The organism is Bradyrhizobium sp. PMVTL-01 (genome assembly GCF_051861855.1).
Taxonomy (GTDB): Bacteria; Pseudomonadota; Alphaproteobacteria; order Rhizobiales; family Xanthobacteraceae; genus Bradyrhizobium.
The window spans coordinates 2,408,429-2,429,813 of record NZ_CP193982.1 but is presented as its reverse complement, the minus strand read 5'-3'; the positions used below and the strand labels follow the sequence as shown (position 1 = coordinate 2,429,813).

The 21,385-nt window shown below is 60.1% G+C and carries 17 protein-coding genes and 1 pseudogene; 6 read left to right on the top strand and 12 right to left on the bottom strand.

The window, feature by feature from the left end:
- The first annotated feature begins 399 nt into the window (after window positions 1-399).
- Entirely contained in the window at window positions 400-1,818 is a 1,419-nt protein-coding gene (locus tag ACRQ5Q_RS11005; RefSeq protein ID WP_439397677.1) for an MATE family efflux transporter, read from the top strand.
- A 569-nt stretch (window positions 1,819-2,387) separates the two neighbouring features.
- On the opposite strand, the gene ACRQ5Q_RS11000 is transcribed toward ACRQ5Q_RS11005, so the two are convergent.
- From ACRQ5Q_RS11000 to ACRQ5Q_RS10975, 6 genes are all read right to left on the bottom strand, one after another.
- Entirely contained in the window at window positions 2,388-3,557 is a 1,170-nt protein-coding gene (locus tag ACRQ5Q_RS11000) for a Wadjet anti-phage system protein JetD domain-containing protein (RefSeq protein ID WP_439397675.1), read from the bottom strand.
- A gap of 2 nt (window positions 3,558-3,559) precedes the next feature.
- The gene (locus ACRQ5Q_RS10995) at window positions 3,560-6,994 is read right to left on the bottom strand and encodes an SbcC/MukB-like Walker B domain-containing protein (RefSeq protein ID WP_439397673.1); all 3,435 of its coding nucleotides are present in this window, start codon (window positions 6,992-6,994) and stop codon (window positions 3,560-3,562) included.
- Window positions 6,991-7,629 carry a DUF4194 domain-containing protein gene (locus ACRQ5Q_RS10990; protein WP_439397671.1) on the bottom strand — a complete coding sequence of 213 codons (639 nt, stop codon included), beginning with the start codon at window positions 7,627-7,629 and terminating at the stop codon, window positions 6,991-6,993. Before ACRQ5Q_RS10990 ends, ACRQ5Q_RS10995 begins: the two co-directional genes overlap by 4 nt.
- Window positions 7,619-9,142, bottom strand: coding sequence for a Wadjet anti-phage system protein JetA family protein (locus tag ACRQ5Q_RS10985; protein WP_439397669.1), 1,524 nt, complete (start codon window positions 9,140-9,142; stop codon window positions 7,619-7,621). The genes ACRQ5Q_RS10990 and ACRQ5Q_RS10985 overlap by 11 nt, the downstream gene beginning before the upstream one ends.
- 333 nt (window positions 9,143-9,475) lie before the next feature.
- Window positions 9,476-9,745, bottom strand: coding sequence for a hypothetical protein (locus ACRQ5Q_RS10980; RefSeq protein ID WP_439397668.1), 270 nt, complete (start codon window positions 9,743-9,745; stop codon window positions 9,476-9,478).
- Window positions 9,746-9,799: 54 nt separating this feature from the next.
- A complete protein-coding gene (locus ACRQ5Q_RS10975) occupies window positions 9,800-9,988 on the bottom strand; it encodes a hypothetical protein (RefSeq protein WP_439397666.1) in 189 nt (62 codons plus the stop codon).
- Between the two features lie 442 nt (window positions 9,989-10,430).
- Between ACRQ5Q_RS10975 and ACRQ5Q_RS10970 the strand changes: the two are divergent.
- Window positions 10,431-11,368, top strand: a pseudogene (locus ACRQ5Q_RS10970) (IS1595 family transposase).
- A gap of 14 nt (window positions 11,369-11,382) precedes the next feature.
- Window positions 11,383-11,571, top strand: coding sequence for a hypothetical protein (locus ACRQ5Q_RS10965; protein ID WP_439397664.1), 189 nt, complete (start codon window positions 11,383-11,385; stop codon window positions 11,569-11,571).
- Here the strand turns inward: ACRQ5Q_RS10965 and ACRQ5Q_RS10960 are convergent.
- Window positions 11,543-12,367, bottom strand: coding sequence for a hypothetical protein (locus ACRQ5Q_RS10960; protein WP_439397663.1), 825 nt, complete (start codon window positions 12,365-12,367; stop codon window positions 11,543-11,545). The genes ACRQ5Q_RS10965 and ACRQ5Q_RS10960 overlap by 29 nt on opposite strands.
- Before the next feature lie 281 nt (window positions 12,368-12,648).
- Window positions 12,649-13,281 (bottom strand): MltR family transcriptional regulator, encoded by a 633-nt coding sequence (locus tag ACRQ5Q_RS10955; protein WP_439397661.1) that lies wholly within the window; start codon window positions 13,279-13,281, stop codon window positions 12,649-12,651.
- 9 nt (window positions 13,282-13,290) lie between these two features.
- Here ACRQ5Q_RS10955 and ACRQ5Q_RS10950 point away from each other — a divergent pair, with 9 nt between their 5' ends.
- Window positions 13,291-13,452 (top strand): hypothetical protein, encoded by a 162-nt coding sequence (locus ACRQ5Q_RS10950; protein ID WP_439397660.1) that lies wholly within the window; start codon window positions 13,291-13,293, stop codon window positions 13,450-13,452.
- A 66-nt stretch (window positions 13,453-13,518) separates the two neighbouring features.
- Here the strand turns inward: ACRQ5Q_RS10950 and ACRQ5Q_RS10945 are convergent, their stop codons facing one another.
- The gene (locus ACRQ5Q_RS10945; protein ID WP_439397659.1) at window positions 13,519-14,448 is read right to left on the bottom strand and encodes an IS1595 family transposase; all 930 of its coding nucleotides are present in this window, start codon (window positions 14,446-14,448) and stop codon (window positions 13,519-13,521) included.
- 426 nt (window positions 14,449-14,874) lie between these two features.
- Between ACRQ5Q_RS10945 and ACRQ5Q_RS10940 the strand changes: the two genes are divergently transcribed.
- Window positions 14,875-15,126, top strand: a complete 252-nt coding sequence (locus tag ACRQ5Q_RS10940; protein WP_439399772.1) for a helix-turn-helix domain-containing protein — start codon at window positions 14,875-14,877, stop codon at window positions 15,124-15,126.
- A gap of 12 nt (window positions 15,127-15,138) precedes the next feature.
- Entirely contained in the window at window positions 15,139-15,831 is a 693-nt protein-coding gene (locus ACRQ5Q_RS10935) for a HipA N-terminal domain-containing protein (protein WP_439399770.1), read from the top strand.
- A 221-nt stretch (window positions 15,832-16,052) separates the two neighbouring features.
- Here the strand turns inward: ACRQ5Q_RS10935 and ACRQ5Q_RS10930 are convergent, their stop codons facing one another.
- From ACRQ5Q_RS10930 to ACRQ5Q_RS10920, 3 genes are all read right to left on the bottom strand, one after another.
- Window positions 16,053-18,425: an NEL-type E3 ubiquitin ligase domain-containing protein gene (locus tag ACRQ5Q_RS10930; RefSeq protein ID WP_439397657.1), complete on the bottom strand. Its 2,373-nt coding sequence runs from the start codon at window positions 18,423-18,425 to the stop codon at window positions 16,053-16,055.
- 970 nt (window positions 18,426-19,395) lie between these two features.
- Window positions 19,396-20,685, bottom strand: coding sequence for a type II toxin-antitoxin system HipA family toxin (locus ACRQ5Q_RS10925; RefSeq protein WP_439397656.1), 1,290 nt, complete (start codon window positions 20,683-20,685; stop codon window positions 19,396-19,398).
- Window positions 20,660-21,034, bottom strand: coding sequence for a helix-turn-helix domain-containing protein (locus ACRQ5Q_RS10920; RefSeq protein WP_439397653.1), 375 nt, complete (start codon window positions 21,032-21,034; stop codon window positions 20,660-20,662). The genes ACRQ5Q_RS10925 and ACRQ5Q_RS10920 overlap by 26 nt, the downstream gene beginning before the upstream one ends.
- Window positions 21,035-21,385 lie beyond the last annotated feature (351 nt).

The window sequence follows — 21,385 nt, the reverse complement described above, 5'->3', positions numbered from 1 at the left end:
TCGATCGGGTGCTGAACGAGCATCGCACAAGCGGTTTCGTCGCATCTTCAAGCAATCGGCATGCCAATGCCGGTTGAGCGTTTTATGAAGAAAGGATGTCGGTTTTCCCGCAGCACGTAGTTGCACGCAGTGCTTTGTCGCGTTTGAAACAACCGACGTTTTGAACGAAACAGCCAAAGCCGCAACCACGAGGGCCATAGCAGCGCTCAGCGGTCAATATAGAGAGAAGATTTTGCGGACGTCACCCAGAATGCTCTCACCATTTTTGAGCGGTGCGCTGCTGTCTGAGAACATGCTAAGCTGGCCATGACACCGACGATGCGAACGCGACTGCAGCGATAAGGTCGTGTCGGCGAGGGCAAAGGATAGCTGAAGCGCGCAATGCGGGGCAGCGTGTTCATGAGGAAGACAGCAGAAAAAACGCCCGCATCGCGGCCTCGTCCGTTGGCGAAATGGGTGGCTTGCCATCAACTCACCGACGAACTCGCAGCAACTGCAACACTCGCCACCCCGATCGCGCTCACGCAAGTCGGACAGATCGCGATGATGGCGACGGATCTGGCCTGGATCGGCCATATCGGCACTGAGGCAGTGGCGGCAGCCGCGCTTGCCGGCATGATCTTGTCGGTCGGCGTAACCTTCGCAGCCGGTGTGATCTCGGCGGTGGGTCCGCTCGCGGCCCAAGCATGTGGTGCGGCGGACGAAGCTCTGGTACGGCGCTCGGTGCGCATGGGGCTATGGGTTGCAATCCTTCTGTGGGCGCCGATCATGGTTTTGCCGCTGCAGGGCGAGCAAATTGTGCTTGCGCTCGGCCACGAACCAGCCATCGCGCGACTAGCTCAACAATATCTGTTCGGGCTGGCCTGGGGCATCTTGCCGGCATTGTGGTTCCTGGCGATCCGCAGTTTCATGGCGGCGGTCAACTGCCCAACCCCAGCGTTGTGGATCACGCTCGCCGCCATCCCGACCAACGCACTGCTGGCCTATCTGTTGATCACCGGCCAATTCGGCTTGCCGCAACTTGACTTATTCGGAGCCGGCCTTGCGACCAGCCTTGTGAACAGTGCGACTTTCCTTGCCGGGATTTGGTTCGTCACAACGTGTCGCCCGTTCCGCGACTACCAGGTGCTGCGATATCTGTGGCGGTTCGATTGGCCATTGATGCGGCAGCTCATCGTGATCGGGACGCCGGTTTCCGTTGCAATTTTCATGGAATCAGGCCTTTTTTCTGCGACGGCGCTTCTGATGGGTGTGATCAGCACCACGGCCGTTGCCGCCCATCAGGTTGCCTTCCAGGTCGCAACTGCCCTTTTCATGATTCCGTTCTGCATCGGGATGGCGGTGAGCGTACGCGTCGGACACGCACTCGGCCGCAACGATCTATCCGGCATCAGGCGAGCAGGTGCCGCCGCCATGCTGCTCGGAATTCTGATCGCAGCGATTGCTACGATTGCGGTGGTCGGCGCTCGGTTTGAAATCGCCGAGCTGTTCGTCGCCCAATCGGCCAGCAACGCCGACGGCACGATCAAGCTGACTGCAACTCTTATCCTTGTTGGCGCGAGCTTCTTCATGACCGATGCCGTCCACAGCATCGCGGCTGGCAGCCTTCGTGGCTTAAAGGATACACGCGTGCCGCTCCTCTTTGCCGGCATCGCTTACTGGCTGATTGGGCTTTCGCTCAGTTACGTGCTCGGTCTGAAAACTGACCTCGGCGCAGTTGGTATCTGGATTGGCCTGTCGATCGGCAAGGCGGTCTACGCGGCCCTCCTTGTACTGCGCTTGCAGCTTTTGGCGAACAGACCCCCGTTGCAAGCATGAGCGATGCTTCAGCCTGAACCTCGAGCCATCGACCGCGCCTCCACGCTAAGCACGTCGAGGCGAGCCGAATCTCGCTATAACAAAGTTAGTTTACTCCTCGAACGGCGGATGCTTGAAGGCCGAGCGCGATCGACCAATCGCTTGATCTTGCAACAAGTTGACAATCGCCCTTCCTGACATGGCCAGGTACAGCGGCGTTGGGACCCCGGCGAAGGCCGAGGTCGGCATCACCGCCGAGGAAGACATCAAGTGTCGATCTGCCACGCCGCGCGTTTATGGAGCGGCACCAACATGAGTGGTCTTGTTTCGGTGATTGTCGACAAATCATTGACCGACTGGGGCCCCGTAGTCGCATCAACGGACTAAGACACGGTTGTAAGAGATTCCCATTCTTCACTTCTGGAGGGGAAGGAGGCGGTGCTTCGGAGGCGTTGTCCGAAGCACGGCAAGGAGCCGCCCTACTCATGGCGTTCGCTCTGTGGAACAGGTGTTGTTGAACAACGGCCGACGGAGATCGTCGACCGAAGAAGCTCATCCGGATCGATACCGCATTGGTCCGCGCGCATATTCTAATGAAACTCTGGCAGGACGGGATCGAGTTCTTCCTGCTCGAGTGTCTTGGCTCCATCTTTGGCCAGGTACGCTGCCAGAGCTGCGATCCCGGAGTCCTCTGGACATCGAGCGGGTGCCGATTTTTTGAACGGCACTTGTCCCAACCGCTCGGCAACTTCGACGCTCATGAGGTGAGGGCGGATCGGTCGATCGACGGCGCGCTCGATGGTGTGGAAGATCCAGGTGCCGTCCGGATCGATGTCCGACCAATGAAAGATCGGCGTCTGTTCGGATACGATTCCTGCGATTGTCCGCAGCGCCTGCTGGGTGGCAAGCGAGGGGTACCCGCCGACATACATGGTCGTTCCTAATCGGCCGGGGTCCGCCTCGGCGAGGTGCCGGTTGAAGCTTGCGAAGTTTTCGATCGTTAGAACGTAGGCCGGCGGCTCCCGGAACCGAACACGATCTGCTTCCTTGGGAGTGATTCCGAGGTACAGCGGAGAGATTCCCGAAAGGTCGGCTCCATCGAGGTCGATCTTGCCCGCGATCAGCAGCGGCGGTGCGAAGCGCTCAAGGCCGATTGCCCGGAGCGCCTCGCGTGGCCGCGCACCGGGCGGAAACTCCAGGATGCCGCTCAGGAGCCGCACGACCGCACCTTCGATCCGTTCGAGCGTTTTGCTGTGCCCCACCGTTCGTCTCGAGAAGGTCTTGTAGTCGACGCCAAGATGCTTGTTGGCCAGGATGGCCTGGGCCAGAACGAACGCGTCACGCAGTGTCTCGACATCGGACGAAGAGAAACCGTGCCACGTTTTCCCTCGCCCCCATACCTCGGCGACTTGGGACGCGCTGTCCTTCAGAGACTCGTGCATCGCCGACCCGGCGACAAGCCGCACGGCGGCGTCCTCCGCGATGCGCGACGCCGGGGTACGGCGGAGATATCGGTATAGGATCTCCGCCGAGGCCAGCCGCACATGTGCCACTTGGTCGCGCATGGCGCCGCGCCCCCAACCAAGGCAGACCGCGCCGGCACTTTCGGCTTCCCTGATCTGTTTCAGGAAGGCGTCTGCCGCGACGACTGATGGGAAAGCGGGGTAGTCCGGGTGGCCGATCGGGCTTGCGGCCCCGGCCTCGAAGCGGTTGAGCAGGTCGTTCAGCAGGCCGATCGCATCCGTGAAACGCCGAGCCATGGCTACTCTGCGGCCAGACGGGTGGCGAGCTCATCTTCGGACATCAGGTCCGGATCGATGGCCATGAGTTCGCGCTTGGCCTTCTCTTTCAGTTCCACCACGGTGGCCCTGGACTGCTCGCCGATCCGGTCCACCTCCACGATGGTGTCCATGTGCTCGAGCACGGCGACCCGCTTCTCGAACGGCGCCGCGATCACGAACTGCAGGCCAAGGTTTTTGTAAAAGCTCATCATCTGCCGCTGGTTCTTGCCGTCCATCTTGGAGAAGGCCTCATCGAACATGGCGAGCGCGAAACCGGCGGGCTTGCCGGCGCGACGCTCCGCGCTGCCGTAGACAGCGGCCAGCGAAGCGCCGATGGCAACGTAGATAGGCACCTGCTGTTCGGCGCCAGACCCGGTGCCGCGCCGCTGCTCCCAGCGGGTCGAGCGGCCGGTGGCGACATCCTCCATGTGGATCTCGAAAGTGTAGAAGTTGCGGTAGTCCTCGAACTGGGTGAAATCCTTGTCGGGGTCCTCGAGCAGCGCCTCGAGTGCGACGATCGTATCCTTGTGCGGGAAGTCATCCGGCACGTCGCCCCGGAACAGCATATCAAGCGCCTCCGGAGAGGTTTTGGCGATCTCGATGATCTTCAGGATGGGTTGGAATTCCACCATCTGGGTGCGGTGGAATGAATATCGCTCGTTATGGAAGGGATGTGCGTAGAGGCTACGGTTCAACGATTGCAGCTCCCGCTCCATCTTTCCGATCCGGGCCGTGAGCGCGTTGATGAACTCGCCGCGCAGCAGGGTGGACGCCTTCTCCGCCGCTCCCCGCGCCTGCCTTTCGTACTGGCGCAGCTCGTTGGATTCGATATCCGAGATGAGCTGCTCCATCCACGGCTTCACCTCCCGCAGCGGCTCGCTTTCCGCGCCGACCTGCGAACTCATCCCGAACTGTTCAAAGTAATCGTAAAGAAGCTCGCGGACCCGTCGCTCGATCCGGGCGCGCTCGTTATCGGACGCGTTCGCATCCTTCAAGGCCTTCTCGGCGATGGCCCGGTGTTTCTCCGCGAAGCCCTTTTGGGCTGCGGCATCGAGGCGGTCGCGGTAGACGGCCCTGCCTTTCGCGGTGGAGTAGAGTGGGAAAAACTTGCGGTATATCGACCGGGCGACCCTGAGGTTGAGTACGGAGCCGGGCACGTTCTCGCCCTCTCCGAGCCTCCTCTCCGCCGACCTGACCTCGCCGTCATGCTCGCCGAACGCCTTCTGCTGTGTCTTTCTCTCCTCCAGCCTCTTGTCCTTCAGCTTCTGCTGCGCCCTCTTTTTGTCGCGAAGCCCGCCGTCCCCCGCGCCGTCGAGGGCATCGAGCCTGGCCTGAGCTTCAGCGACCTCAGTCTGCGCGGCCGCGAAGGCGGCCGCGCAAGCCCCCAGGTCATTACGTCCCTCGCAGATGTTCTTCAGAGCGGCAAAAGCCTGCTCCGCGGCATGGGCCTCCCTCCCCTTGTCGGTCAAGATCCGACCCAGCTCCTCGGCCTGATCCTGCAGGGAGCGCAGGGCGTTGGCCTGGGCCGCCTTTCCAATCTTGTGATGCGAGGCCTCGATCCAGCGATGGGTCCTTACGAGTCCGTCGTCGTAGAGGCCGTCCTTCATAATCGCCCGGCCGGGCCTGTTGAACTGGTCGAGCGTGTCCGCGAGGCGGACCGTGCCGTAGCGGCGCATGATGAAGGCCATCGCGTCCGGATCCTGGCTCCGGAAGATTGAGGGGAAAGTGCCGCGCTCCGGCTTGGCCCTGAACTGCTCGAGCTTGTTTAGGCTCACTAGGGATGCGTGGCGAAACTCGCGGCGACCTTCCTTGAAGATTGACGTGGCGGCGCTGATATCCGCTCTGTCCACGAACACAGCTTCGCGGTCGCGGCCGAGGAGCGCTTCGGCGGCTCCCACCCACTCGGGTTCGGCGACTTCGATGATGTCGCAGAGCACGCGCGGGACCATTCCCCTCTGCCGCAGCCTGCGGCAGAGGAGTTCAGTGTCGTCCCCAAGATAGGCGCGCGCCCCTCCGGCGGCGTGCTGTCGGATCCGTTCGAGCACCTCGTCGCGCCGGCCTCGGAGCCCGGAAAGCTCTGCGATGATCGTTTGACGCGCTTCGTCGATCTTCGGAAGCCATTTGGTGCCGCTTGCCGCGAAGGACTTCTCGGCCGCGGTGACCTCGTCGGAGATGCCCCCGATGTCGGCGCCGGCGGTGCCGGTCACAAGACGCTCAAGCGCAGGGACGAAGTCCTCGAAACCGTCCGCGCACATCGCGCGTAGCGGCTCTAGGCGACGGATGTTCTCCATGCGAGCCTTGAAGTCCGCCGAGGCGCGGTGCGCCGCCTGGCCGGCCACATCGGCGGTCTGCTGCAGGGACTTTCTGCCGGTCTTGGCATCGTGCTCGGCGATCGCGGCCGTGAGGCGTTCGATCTCGTTATCGATGGCCTTGACGTCGTCGTCGATGAATTCGAGTTCTTTTGCTGCGGCGTTCCGGCGCGCCAACTCGGTACGCCACTTGGTCTTGAAGTCCATGTTTGTCGCCCGCGCCGCGAGCCAAGTCGCGCGTTTTGCGATCCACTCCTCCCTGAACTTGGTCTCGAGCGCCTCTTCAAGCGCGGCAAGGACGCCCCGAAGCGCCCTGAGGGCTTCGAGCCTGAGGCGCATTTTCCGGATGGTTTCGCTGATGTTCCGGTATGTCTGGATCGACTCGCGCAGCTCCTTGATGCCGATCGGACTGTCCTCGAGGATGTAGTTCCGCACGAACTGCGTGGCCGTCTGGTTGTGGTCGAGCGTCATCGCGTTGACGATTGATTTCTGCAGGGCGCTGGCGTTCTGCTCGCCATAGGGCGAATGCGGCAGAAGATGGCGCATGTACTCGCGGACGTAGTCGCTCGCCCGGTCGCGATGATTGACGAAGTTGCCTTCGCCGACCGCCGCGACGATCCGGGCGCGCACGTCCTCCCACTGCCCCGGGAATTGCGACTTTCCTCGCTGCTCGATGAAGTCTTTGGAGCTCAGAACGGTCCCGACGGCGACGAACATTGCCAGCACGGTCTCCCTGCTGTCGGACTTGCGCGCCTCGAGCGCCATGCCGATCGTGACCGGTGGCCGGGCGCCTTCCGTGTCTTCGAAACCGAGCGCGATGTAGGTGCGCGCCTCGTCGCGCCGGCGCTGATCTTCGCCGAGCGTCCCAAGGCAGTAATCGACGACGCTGCGCTTCGAGCCGCTGCGCGATTTTCCGCTATCGCCGGCGACCGCGTTCAGGCGCAAGAACCGCCGGCTCGCCCCGGTGAGAACGACCTGTGCCATGTCGAGGATTGTCGATTTGCCGGACCGGTTCTCGCCCAGGACCCCGACGTGTCCTGTCACGTCGATGTCAGCGACGTCGAACAGGTGCCAGTTCACCATCGTCAGGTGGCGTAGCTCCATCATGCCTCGTCTCCTGCCGGCTGCGGAAACCGCGCCTCCTCGCTGCGGACGTAGCGCTCGAGCCGTTGGAGGGCATCGCCGCCACTGATCAGCTTGATCATCGGACGGATCCTGATCTCGCAGTCCTGCTGCTCGTCGTCAAAATCACCGATCTCGACCAAACTGCGTTGGGCGGCTTCGCGCAGGATGTCCCGGAAGCGGGCGGGCGAGATCGCGCCACCGCCGCCGTGTTGCGCCATCTCGCGGTAGCGATCGAACAGGTCATTCAAAGTGGCCACTATGACGGCCCGGTCCTCGACTGCTCCGACGTTCACCTCCTGCTGCCAGTATGCCGCCAGCACCAGTATGACGATTGTTTCATCGAGCTTCATCCGGGGCAGCGGCACGTCCTCGTCCATGGCGACGATGCCGGCCCATTGCGCCTCCGGATCGCGATGGACGCGGTATCCGCAACCATCGAAGAAGCCGTCGACCACGTCGCGGGAGCGGCCATCCATGATCGTATTGTAGACTGTCCCGGTCCGGGGGTCTCCCGCGAACACGAACTGCCGCCGTAGGAGGAAGTGCAGCGCTTTGCGGAGGTCGGCTGCCTTTTCCGCGCCGAAGGAGCGCTCGACGTTTTCGAATTCACTGAGCATGAGCCGCCCTCGCCTTCCGAAGTGCGCCCGATCGCTTGACCAGGAAGTTTGCGCAACGGAGCCATTCGCTGTCGTGTGGTGGCGTGCCGGGGCACGGTTCGAGTTCAAACCCGGCCGCGACCTGCGCCGGAACCTCGCCCGTCAACGCATATCGGCGGGCGCAATCGAAGGCGAGAAAGTCGTCCACGGTACCGATCTCCATGAAGCGGGCTTCCCTGGTCGCGAATGGCGGCACCTGGCCCTCGAGGAATCGTCGGACATCCTCGGGGCGGGGCGCGACGCGAGCGATGTATTCGAGGCGGAGCTTCTTGCGCAGTTCGTACAGCGGATCCGACGGCGGCTCGGCGAGCTCTCTTGCTTCGACGGGACGGCGCGGCTGCCTGGTCGGCGCCTGATGGTGCTCCGACCAGGGGGACCGCCGCGGCTCGATGCTCCATTCGATTGTCGCGTTGTGGTGTCTGCCGTCCCGCAGTAGGGCATCCAGGCGTCGCACCAGGTCGCCGGCCCGGCCGGCGAGTCCCTGCCCGCCCCGCTCGGCGTACTTGATGGTGTTGCGGACCCGGGCTTCGAGCTGCCTGCGGAAGGCCTCGATCCTGTCGAACATCTCCCCGATCTGATCGAAGATGCTTTCGATGGCCAGCAGGTCGTCGGCCGCGGCCAGTCGACCGTCCTCGATGTCGGCTGCCATGCTGGAAGCTGTGTACTCCTCGGCGAGGACCTGCATGGTTTCCGGGGTGTAGGAGATCCTGCGCGCGAGATCGACGATGGCGTCGCGGAAGCGGTACGGATGGTTGACGGTGAGGATGGACTCGAAATCCTTCAGCAGGAGCTGTTCGACGAACTCGTCGAAAAAGGCTTCCAGCCGGGTAGCGACTGTTTTGGACTCCATGACAGTCCGTCGGACGCGCTTCAGGTCGGCCAGAATGGCCCGCAGGCTCTTCGTGAACTGGTCGGCCTGATTGCGCGCCTCGCGGACGGCGAGCGCGGCTTCGCGCTGCTTGCGGTCGGTGATCTCGGGCCTTAGTTTTTCGACAGCCTCCAGGTTGAGGCGGATTTGCACGATCAAGCCGCCGAAGCGCTGCGAGAGATCCTTGTTGAGGCTCGCGAGCCGCTGGATTACGAGCAGCGGTCCCATAGCGACATCCACGGTAACGCGAAGCCCGTATTCCTCCTCTTCAAGCCATCCCCAGGCGAGCAGCCGGGCATACAATTGTCGGGCAAGACCGAGCGCCTTGTCGCCCTTCTCGGAAGCGAGCGCGACGTCGGCCTTCCGGATCCGGCGGCGTCCCGCGGAGATCATTTCCGGCAGGCTGCCCAAATCATCTCCCTCGTTCCAGAGGGTGGGGTTGGCGCGCATGACGTCGTAGATGGCATGGACCACCTGCTGCGGCGTCGGAAACGACGGCGCGCCTGAAAAGAAGCGTTCATGGAGGTCGAGCAGACAGGCCGCGTAGAGATGCTTGTGGTCGCGCGAGAAGGCCAAAAACGCGTCGTCATGCAAATGGCGGAACAAAGTCAATGACGCGGCTCCTGAGCCCGACTTCATGCTGAGATGGCAACGCTAAACGCATGATGTGCCGGACAACATCGTTATTGAGAGTGGGTCTTGAAAATACAACCGGAAGCTCGATCGTTCTTAGTATGTTCTAATATAGCTTTGACATATTGCACTTGCCGTACCCAGTCAAGCCCCTCAGCCGTGAGAGGACACTAACGAATTGATCCCGGGCCATTGCCCGGGGTCTTTTTTGGAGAACCAAAATGAGACTGCAAGTTCTGCACTGCTTCGCCAAACTGCTTCGCATTCAGTTCAAGGTGGACGGCACTCCTTACGGAGCTTCGGTATCTACCAGTTGCGCTGGGGGGAATTCAGCCAGTCGCCACATGAGTAACCCCACGACGCCCATTCTTGAGTGAGGCGCACGACGAACACGACATCATTCGTGTCGATGACCGACCGCAAGTTGTCGCGGATCGTGCTGACCGACGCAGTGGTATCGAGCAGGTACACCGACTCCAGTCCTTTGCAGTGGGTGAACTGGCGCAGATAGTTGTGAACCGGCGTGTAGTTGCGCCCCGGCTGTTTAAGGTCGTAGGTGACAAGGATAATTGCCATTACATGGGTCCTGTTTCGAGTGAATGAAAAAGCCCGGCTTGCGCGGGCTCCATCTCAGGCCGATTTGCGGGACAAGGCCGCTTCGCGGCTGCCCACGTGGCGAGAGCCCTTCAGGACTTCGTTCACGCGACCAGGATTCACGTCGTAGTGTGCTGCGATTCGATGCTGGAATTCGCCGTTCCAGTGGCGAAGCCAGATATCCACAGCGTCATCGAAAGTCAGTGCATAAGTTGAGGTCTTCATTTCATTACCCTTTTAGGAAAGGGCCTTGAAGACGCTTGACAGATTATCGCAGCACCTTACGGTGCCGGTTGTGAGCGACTTTCTGCAAGAGTCCCCAAGGCCTTGCTGAGGTTCACGGGAAGCCGGGGTGGCCAGACCCCGGTTTTCCAGTGGGTGCGTGAATCTGCACACCACCGGGAACTTTCGGTGATTCCCCTTTCCCGAGTCAACAACCAGCAGCACAACCGCTAGTCCTTTCCACCACGAATTACGGTGAAGTTGCGCTTCACTCGCACCGGCCCGTTCGCCTCCAGCGGCAGCACTGCGTCCATCAAACATTCCCAATCGTCCAAGCGCGACTGAAGAAAAGATAGACTACCTATTGAAATTCGGAATACCGTAATTGCGATACTTGACGTACCCAGCGCGTCCCTATAGGGTTGCGGCATAGGGAGAAATGGTCATGAAATCGGTCCTTTCAGCCAAGCACTTCCACAACGAAGAAGCCGCCTATGCTTTCGTTGAAGCCCGCTTGTGGCCGCAAGGGCCGGTCTGCCCGCATTGCGGCGGCGTGGAGCGCATCTCCAAGATGGGCGGCAAATCCACCCGCATCGGCGCTTACAAGTGCTACCAGTGCCGCAAGCCCTTCACCGTGAAGGTTGGGACCATCTTTGAGGCCAGCCACGTCCCCATGCGTCACTGGCTACAGGCCATCTTCCTGATGGCGTCCAGCAAGAAGGGGATTTCAAGCAACCAGCTTCACCGCACCCTTGGCTGCACCCTCAAGACTGCGTGGTTCCTGTCCCATCGCATCCGCGAGGCTATGCGCTCGACTGACGCCTCCCCGATGGGTGGTAACGGCGGCGTTGTGGAAGCCGACGAAACTTTCTTCGGCCGCGTTGAAGGCGCTCCCAAGAAGGGCCGCACCGCTTGGGCTAACAAGAACGTGGTTCTCACCCTTGTGGAGCGCGGCGGCTCTGCTCGCAGCTTCCACATTGATGGCGTGCGCGTTGCGGACATCATGCCTATCGTTCGCGAGAACCTGTCCCGCGAAGCGCAGCTCATGACCGACGAAGCCAACGCCTACAAGTTCATTGCGGAAACTGATGGGCTCAACCATTCAACCGTCACCCATAGCGAGGACGAGTACGTCCGTTACGAAGCCGACAAGATGGTCTCGACCAACACCGTTGAAGGCTACTATTCTACTATTCCGTGTTCAAACGCGGCATGAAGGGCACTTATCAGCATTGCGCTGAGAAGCATTTGCACCGATATCTGAACGAATTCGATTTCCGCTACAGCAACCGCATCGCGCTTGGCGTGAACGATACCGACCGTGCAGAACGCGCGTTGAAGGGTTTCACGGGAAAGCGGCTCACCTATCGAACGACTAATTAGCCAAAAGGCCCCGTATGGCAAAAGCCGCCGCTTCCCAAAAGGGAAAAAAGGCAAAGCCGAAACTGAAGCTAAGTGACAAAGAGCAATCCGAGCGGTTTATTGAGACCGCTCGGGAGCTTGGATCGAATGAAAGCGAGGAGGATTTCGAAAGAATCTTCAAAAAGATCGTTCGTCCTAAATTGAAGGCTCCTTCAAGCGAGTAGACAGCACCTCGAAAAATTCGATGGTGTGGTTTAATACTCTGGTTGCAGGGTTTTCGTCGTAGGTTTCGCGAGCATGGGCGACACGAACCCGCCACGCATCCTTGAAGTAGGTAAATTGTACAGCTGCTTGAGAGTAAAAATTAAGCTCTTCGTCTCTGCGTTGCTTCGGCTGAAGGGCTTTCATTGCCTTTATCTTTGACTCAGACTGATCTAGGATTTGCTGCCATTCTGCTAACTCTAGCGGTTTATCGGGGAACGACACTCCCAATTCGGCGCCAAGAACGCGAACGCCAATCTCTGCCGCTCGCATCGAATGAAAGACTGATGCGGTAAAGAGCCCGGACGCTAAACAATTTCCCGCTGCCACGATTTCCTTAGACGCGTGTGGAAAAGCCATAGCGATCTCATTTTGCAGAGTTAGTTCGTAGAACTTCGCCAGATGGTTCGGAACGAACAAAAATAGAAGAGATTTAAGCTCGGCAGCAAACGCCGCTATCAATGCGTCAATCTCAGCTGCCGTTTTTGGTGGAATTTCTATTGCGCGCTCTGCAAGGGCGGCCGTGACCGGCAAACCCACCTCCCGACATCTCTTGCCAAGCGTTTCAAACGCCTGTCTGGAAAATTCCTGCTGTTCGGCAGAAAGGGCTTCTGGCGCGGTCTCAAGTAGAGTTGTTGCAGTCCCATCCTCACCCGGCGTTGTCATTGACCAGCGGTGTTCAATCGCCTCCAACTTCTCGCGAAGCCAAACAAGGTCGGTGCCGAAGAACACGTAATCGTAGGCGTGAATTCTAAGCATATCCCACAGGCTCCATAGCCTGCCGGGAGCGAATCTTTCCCCGGCGCTACTCACTGGTAGCACCGTGGGTACGTGAAGTACAATTGGTGACCATATGGTTGCCACCACAAACGCGAATGGTAGTAATAGGGCCGCTTCGGCCCATTTCGAGGCTGACTCCCCGGAGATTGAGATAACGCCTGCGATGATTGAGGCGGGTGCGATGGCTTACGCCATGCGGGACGGCAGGATAGAAGACATAAGGATGTTCTCCTCGTATCTTCCAAGCAATGTGGCGCGCGCTAGAGTATCGGTTTCGTCTTAAATACGTTCTCTTTCAAATCAGGATGAAGCGGTATTGATGACGCGAAAATTTCAATGTTGGCGCTGAGCACTTGGGCAGTGGCAATAAAGCGGCCCCGGGGGGATACCTTAACTTCTTCATGCTTGACGAGAGAGAGCCTTATCCCGCTTCCGTCGCCGTATGCCATTAGGCTGTCTATATACTCCGTCTTACCGTCACCCAAATCCCTGGTAGCGGTGGCGGGACCGACCCAAGTCTCTATCAATTTGAAGTTTGCACAGCGATCTTTGACCCGTTGCGAGTCAAACGAATTGTGTTCGGAATAGTGCGCAAACAGGTTTCGGATGTTTTTGAAGTTATGAAGATCGGAGTATGCTTCGTCGCTGAAGAAGCCGAGCAAATAGGCGAGATTGATCTTCGCCGCGAAGCTTCCAACTGGGCCTTCGGGCTGGAAGAAGTTGGATTGCACTTCGCTAACTTTTCCCGACTTTCTCGGGCTTAGTTCGCTCTTCAAAATATCTGTGAGTAATGAATCGATGATTGCTCCGGCAACAACGGCAACGACGCGATCAGAGCCGGTTTTAAGTTCTTCGAGAGCCTGAAGAGTTTTTGAAGTTAACGCCAACCACATGAGAGAGCCTTGAATGCTAAAAAACCAACGGAAGAGAACTACTCCGTGCAAGAGGCGCGACTTCGCTTGGAAGCCGCTTTAAAGGGCGCGCGAATTGTTGGCCACAAGCCAATGGAAAGTCTGACTCAGGGAAAAGCCAAGAAGCAACAGAAGCCAAAGAAAAAAATCTAAGGCTTCCGCTTAATTTTTTTGTTGCACTTGCGAGCGATTCTCCGTTCAAGGCGAGAGTGATCGGGTTTAGTGACGTCCCCGATACGTCAAACGCTTGCCAGATGCGCCTTTGATCGCAAGCGTTCGCCGTTCCCCATCGGTAACCTCGAGCGCGGAGCGGTTGGAATAGCGAAAGTCAAACTCTGAAAGATAGCGGTGCACGTGCTTTTCAGCGCAGTGCTGATAAACGCCCTTCATGCGGCGCTTGAAGATCGAATAGTAGCCCTCGACCGTATTGGTCGAGATCATCTTGTCGCCTTCATAGCGGACATATTCGTCCTTGCTGTGGGTGACGGTCGAATGGTCGAGGCCATCAACCTCCGCAATGAATTTGTAGGCGTTGGCTTTGTCGGTCATCAGTTGAACTTCGCGACTGAAGTTGCGGATGATCGGCATCAGGTCGCCAACGCGCACGCCGTCAACGTGGAAGCTGCGGGCAGAGCCGCCGCGTTCAACCAGCTTCAAGACGACGTTCTTGTTCGACCAAGCGCGACGGCCGGTCTTGGGCTGGCCTTCTTGGAAGCCATAGAACGTTTCGTCGGCTTCCACGACCTTGCTGCCACTGCCCATAGGCGGCTGCAAGCCCCCGGCACGCATGGACTCGCGGATGCGATGCGCCATGAACCACGCGGCCTCGTAGCCGATCTGGAGGGTTCTGTGGAGCTGATGGGCAGAAACGCCCTTCTTGCTTCTGGTCATCAGGTGGAAGGCTTGCAGCCACTTGTGGAGCGCAATCTTGGACCGCTCCATGACGGTTTTCATGGTGACCGTGAAGTCCTTGCGGCAAGCCTTCTCAGCGCAACGGTATACGCCCGGGCGCTTGGTCTTGTAGGCATGGTTCACGACGCCGCAATGCGGGCATACCGGGCCATCCGGCCACATGATGCCTTCCAGCATCTCGCGGGCGGCTTCGTCGTTCTGGAAATGAGGTTCGGCGAAAAGGCTGTTCTTGGCCATGGGACTGCTCCGATGGCCAAGACACTGCCCGTTGAGCCTTGTGGTGTCAACCTGATAATCGCCATAGCTTTCCAGCCCAATCGCTGTCGAGGGTCCAAAAGCTAATCGGGATGACCGTCCGAACGGCGTCACCGCATCCACCGGGGGGCCACGTTTTTTTACGGGGAGTGGGCCTCCAATAAGCTGACGGCCGCTACCCTCCAGGTCGAGAAGATAGCATCGGCGCTGGCTGTTTCTACCGCGCACAGGCGGGCGGGTGCCTGTGATGGTTCTTTTAGCAATTTCAATAAGAGAGGCGCCGGATCGCGGGGCTTTATGACGCAATTGCGTGTTATGCATAAACATACCTGAACACGTATAATCGGCAGATATTCGCGGTCGCGTATATTGAGGCGATATACGCGTTCACGTATGCTGCTTTAGTGGATACGATTGCCCGCTCCCCCCCCCCCACAAATTGGCGCCGGGATCAGGCGCTACCGACGGCAGAAGAAGTTCACCCAGGCTGGCCTCGGTGAGAAGATGCATGCGCGTCAAGCGACGGTCTCGAAGCTGGAAGCTGGTGCACCTGCAACGCAGCTACGTATTCTGATGGATGCGCTGGCCGCGCTCGACCTCGAGTTGGTCATCCGGCCTCGCACCAAATTGACGGCTGAAGCAATTGAGGATCTGTTCTGATGGCGCGTCGTCCTGCCCGCGCGCCGATACCGTCTATCTCAACGCACGGCTGGTCGGGCGGCTGCGGCCGAGAGCCGCGGCGCAATCGATTTCCAGTACGACAGGCAGGGGCTCGCGTGGGAAAATGCCCAGCCCGTTTCGGTGTCGCTGCCATTGCGGGAGGATCGTTATATCGGCGATCCCGTCGTCGCTGTTTTTGACAATCTTCTGCCCGACAATGACGACATCCGCCGACGCGTCGCCGAACGCGCGCATGCTGACGGAGCCGACGCTTACAGCCTGCTCTCCGCAATCGGTCGCGATTGCATCGGCGCGCTGCAATTCCTTCCCGACGGTCCCGCACCCGGCGCCGCCGGCACGAGTGATGGCCGCGCCGCTAGCGGTCAGGAGATCGCCGCCATTCTGGGCAATCTTGCCAACAATCCGCTCGGCATCGGCCCCGACCAGGACTTCCGCATTTCTCTCGCAGGCGCGAAAGAAAAGACAGCGCTGCTTTACTGGAAAGACAAGTGGCACGTGCCTCATGGCACGACCGCAACTACGCACATTATCAAGCCGCAGATTGGGAAGTTGCGGAACGCAATCGACCTGACACCGGCAGCGTTGAAAACGATCATCTGTGCCTTGAGCTGTTGCGGAACTCGGCTTGCCTGTCGCCAAATCAAGCATCATCGATTTCGCCGGGCGCCGCGTGCTCGCAGTTGAGCGGTTCGATCGCCTCAGGACGCGCGACGACCGCCTGTTCGGCTGCCGCAGGAAGACTGCTGCCAGGCGCTGTCCGTTCCACCCGCACGAAAGTATGAATCCGATGGCGGACCAGGCATCCCCAAAATCTTTCTTCAAGGGCAGCTATACGCCTGAGGACGACCACCATAGCGAGGGCGGGTGGAAGCAAAATTGACGCTCCTCGCAATTGGATGGCCGCTTCACAGCTCAAGCCCACGGTCCCCAAGCACTTGGCGCATTAGAGCGCCCTTGATCTCGCGGGCGATCTCCTCGCGGATCTGGGCTCCAAATTGCACCTTGGCATCGCTGTCTCCGGTAAGTTGATGATCGGCGAGCCGTTGCTCAAGGCGGCTTGGCAACTCTTCCTCCATCGCCGCGATGAGGCGGTCCTGCATCTGTGCATGGGCTTGGGGGGCAATCCGGCTCACCACCATCTCCCAGGGCTGCCAGCGAGTTGCCAGATAGTCGGCGAACCCCGCCGCCGCCTCATTGCGCACCTGGATCTCGGCTGCGGTGAGGTCGTCTTCAGTGACGTGGGCGACATCAAAGAATCGCATGTCCGGAGCGATGAGCTGCAGGTCCAGCCGCTCACGTAGCTTGACCTGATAGGCGAGATAGACCTCGATTTCGTCGACGAACCCGAGCGAGTCGACCTTCTGACGGGCGATCGGCTCGAGCGCGTTCAGGCGGAACAGGACCCGCGCTTGCTGGATGAGTTCGCCGAGCCGATCGTCATAGGCTCCGTCCTCGACATCAGCCTTCAGACGTGCGGTCTGCATGCCGTTCCAGGTCAGGGTGACGCGATCCTGGCAGGTCTCGCTCGCCCCGTAGGCCAGCTCAAAAAACTGCCGCCGCAATTCCGGCCTGATCGCCGCCTGCCGTAGATCCTCGGCCACCGCCTCTCGGAATTCGGGATTGTCATAATTCACAGTCTTCTGCAGCTTGTCGAGGAAGCGCGCGTATTCCGGGGCACCATCCTCGTGAGCGAAGTTCTGCCAGGCAGCGATCGCCTCCGGCTCGCCCTTCAACCAGTCCGCGGCCGCATCGGCCAGCGGTCGTTCCTGCTCCACCATCGTCCCCTCACCCATTGAAAAGAAGACCCGGGGGCCGGCATAGCTCGGCGCATTCAGGGCTGCCGCCAAATTCGTCCGCACCTGCTCGGGCAGCGCATTGTCCTCCACATAAACCATGCATCCAGAACCTAGCCGGGTTAGCAGGGTCTCCGGCAGGCTGGTCAGCTGATTGTTGCGTGCCTCGAGCATCTGGAGCTCGGTCGGGAGGTTCTCGGGCAAGTTCGACAGGCTGTTGCCGCTGACGTGGAGTCTCTGGAGCTCAGTCGGGAGGGTCTCGGGCAGGCTGTTCAGCCGGTTATCGCGCGCGAAGAGCAACAGGAGCTCGGCCGGGAGAGTGTCGGGCAGGCTGGTCAGCCGGTTGCCGTCGGCTTCGAGCTCTTCAAGTTCGGGCGGGAGAGTGTCGGGTAGACTGGTCACCCGGTTGCTGCCGAGGGCCAGCGACTGAAGTCCGGATGGTAGGGTGTTGGGTAGGCGGGTCAACAGGTTGCCGCGGACATCAAGGTCCTGGAGCCCGGCCGGCAGGTTGTCTGGCAGGCTGGTCAGCCGATTGCTGCAGACGGCGAGTCTCGAAAGGCTCTCCGGAAGCGTTTCGGGCAGCCCGGTCAGCTGGTTGCTGCTGATGACCAGAGACTGGAGTCCAGTCGGGAGAGTGTCGGGCAGGCCAGTTAACCGGTTGTTGCTGGCGCTAAGCGTCCGGAGGCCGGACGGAAGGGTGTCGGGCAGGCGCACCAGCTCGTTCTCGCTAACGTTGAGCGACTGGAGCCCGGGCGGAAGGGCGGCGGGCAATGTCGTCAGGCCCAGATCATGCAGCTCCAGCCCTGCATAGACGTCGCCGGCCTCTGCCCAGGCTCTTATTCGTCTTACGGCCTCTTGGCGGTCTTCGCCTTCCGTCTGCCCCTCCTCGCCGGCCCAGGTGTCCAAGATATGGTCGAGCCGCGATTGCCTGAGGACAGGGTCTTCAAGATCCGTCGTACTGCCATCGGCCGGCCGGGGCTGTCGCCCGAGGATTGATGCTCCGAGATTTTGCTGCCAAGGAATTGCCGCGGTCATTGGCCACTCAGGCACCACATCACCGGGCTCCGCCCACCAATGCTCCTCCTGATCGAAACTTTGCGTCGGCCAATCGGCAGCTGCATCCACGCCGTGCCAACTATCCGTCAGACTGGAACTGCCGGCTGGCAACTGGCCACTCCGATCCGCGCCCGGAAAAAGCAGATGTTGATTGATCCCTTGTCCAGAGAAGACGGGCGAATCCGAGGGTAACCGCGAGGTGCCTTGTCCAACGCGATCCGCGTGCGGCATCCTCAAACAATCCGCTCTGTTCGACACAACGTCGCGGTCGCTGAGGTTATTTGAATTCTGGGGCGGGCGCTCGTGCGGATGCAACTCGTTCAGGTGCTGCTGAAATCCCGCTTGGTACTCCTGCTGCTGTTCCAGCTCGTCGTCATACGCCTCGACATCTGGGGCCTCGAATGGGTGGAGGTGGTTGAACAGATCCATCCGATTCTCCTGACAATCTGAGCAGCTAACGTCAAACCTGGATAAACACGTTCTCGCTACGAGGCTTAGCTTTCGGGAAGCTGACGAGGAATCAGAATGGTTGTAACTGCTCTGTTAGGTCTCCGTGGAAGGCTTAGCGCTTGAACGCCCGCACTGCAGTTCGACATGCCGAGACCGGATCATCTCGGGGTTTCGAGAAGCCGATTTCTGAGCCTCTAAAGAACGTCCGCCCTTGTGTGGGGGCCAAAATTCACGCCGGGAATCATCGCGATGTCGGCCCCCCGTGGTCCACTGAACGTAAGGTCATATGTCCGCCGCTGCATGGTCCATATCTTCCGACAACGCCTTGCTAACGACCTTCTCCGGTCCGGCGCGACTTTGTCAGAGATCGGCCAATTGCTCCGAAGCGAGAGCCATGACCTAAGCGGCATCTTTGACGAAGGTAGAAATCCAAAGACACGCACATTGACCCTGCCGCGGCTGGTACGCGTCCAATGACTCCGCGATTCGCAAACGCGAGGGGGCCAAGTTTTGGAGACAACGGATTTGGAGGCAAGAGTTGGAGACAACGACCCGCATGAGGCGCGGCGGCTTGCCGAGTTCGTCTCCTTGATGGCGAAGAAGGCCACGACATCAGCACGAAGCTCGCCGTAGCCTGGGCGCTCTGCCACTCGATCGGCACGCATCATGGCCTTGCGATTAACCGCCGTTTGCGGTTTCACACGCCACGTCGCGGATATCGTGCCGGGAGCAGACATCTTGCTATCCGCCGGGCCGCGCCTAGTACATAAGCCATGCGGAAGATCGGGGGCTACTGGATGAAATCCTTGTCGTCGTCTTCGAGCAGCGCCTTGAGTGCGATGATCGTAACTTGTGCGGAAGCCCCCGGAAGCCTTGAGCGCAGATGTGCAGCCACGTTTTCCGGCGGTGAGGCAGGCGAGCTCGGCTTTGTCGCCACATGCGCCTATTCCTAGGGCGATGGGGCTGCTGCGCCTTCCGGCGCTGGCTCCGCTTGTTTCAGGCGCTCTAGGTAGCCGCGTGCGCGCGAAATCACCGCCTCGACTACCGTGTCCAGGACGGGATCGCCGCCGGCAGGCATGGCTTCGACCTCGGCCTTAGCCACCATTGCATGGTGCGTCACGGCCTGAGCAATCTCGGAGACGCGCCGGATCGTCTGCCTTGGAGAGAGCTTGCAGTCGATGGCGAATCGCTCCCAGTGGTTGCGTCCGAGCTGGTCGGCCTGCTTCTGCCCGCCGATCTTCTGCGCCATGTTGCGGGTGATCTTCGGATATGGCGCCGCACAGACGATGTCGTAGCCTGGCGCCATGGCGGCGCCGCGCGCCGATAGCATCAGCGAATAATTTTTGGCGTGGGAATCCGTATTCCAAACCATCGGATTGAAGATGGCAAGGTCGACGAAGCGGGCGGTCTCCTGTGCTGTCATGTGGCGCTGGGTCACGCCGACCATGTCGGCCAATGATGGTCCTTTTAGTCCTCTATCGTTGTTCTGGTACTTGGCAGCTGGCGGTCGGCCCAGGGCCTGGCAGAAGTCCTCCTGATGCAGCCGCCGCCACCTCTTGCCGTCATGACGGCGATCATAGCGCTCAACCAGCAGGTAGCTACGTTCGCCTGCCGTCCCGGTCGTCACCTTCGGCGTCGGGATTCCGATCATGCGCGCGAGCGTGAGGCAGAATGCCTCGTTCTGAACGGCGCCAGGCAAGCGCTCGCCATCGGGCTTGATGATGTGGGTCGATGGCGCGCCGTCGATCGGTATGTACAGGGTGTCGCCATCCAGAGCGACGGCGAGCTTCGTCTGCACACCGGCAAGCGACATCGACACGCCATCTTCGCCGACGAGGAAGGGCTTGTGGGGTAGCTCATTGAGGATGCGCTCGAGGGAGGCCTTGTCGGGGATCTCCCGCCATTTGCCGGCGATCAGCCCGGTGCCAGGTTGTCCGACGGAGAGCGCGCCGGCGGTGTCGCGGCCCATCTCGGCAAGAAGACCGATGACATCGGCCGGCGACTTGCCGAGCATATGACCTACGGTCCCGAGAGTTGCGTTTTCCGGCAGCAGATTTGCCGCCCATACTAGAATTGCCGAGGCATCATGCGACGCCCGCGAGAGCGGCATGGTGAGCGACACAGGGAAGGCGCCGGTCAGCCCGCGCCAGGATTCGGCATAGGTGAAGCCTGACGCTTCGTCGGCGGCCGTGATCCAGCCGACCTCTCGCGTCTCAAAGTAGACCGGAAGACGGTCCATGAGGCTCCTCCTCGTCGCTGTCGGGAATGTCCGGTGTCTCGGAAGTGTTCGCGCGGCGGGCTTGCGCATCCTTGAGAACATCCTCGATGCGCAGCCCGAGCACGTTTGCCACGTGTAGGCTGCGCCCGAGCTGACAGGTGCTTTTTCCGGCCTCAAGGTCGACGATGAAGCGCTTTCCTGTCCCGCTCACCATGGCCAGCTCGTCCTGCCGGAGGCCCTGGCGTTTGCGTTCTTCCTGGATGAGGCGACCGAATGCTGCAGCGAACTCGGCCGCTTGGCGTGCGACACCGGTCTCGCCAGGAGCCTCGTTTCCGCCCGAGGGGGGAGTGCGTTTTGGAGGCGTGTTCATAGCTCTCTCGTCGTAAGTTACCGAGCGGGAACTTAATGGGTTGAAACAGCAAATGTCCACAGGAAAGTTACCGAACGGGAACTTTTCTTTACTATTCCAAAGAAGGATAAAAGTTACCGAACGGGAACATTACCTCAAACCGAGGGCTGAGCGGTCCAGAAAGTTACCGATCGGGAACTCTCTGGCGCAACTGGGTTCATTGAAAAGGAGATCGACGACGGGCCCACGGGAAATCCGCGCTAATCCCCGTCGAACGCATGGTCTCTATCGTCCGCTCGGTGTCGAGCCGCGCTGCCGGCCCCACAACGATCTCGGCGATCTTGTGGACTCACGAACTGGCAGCGGATGGGG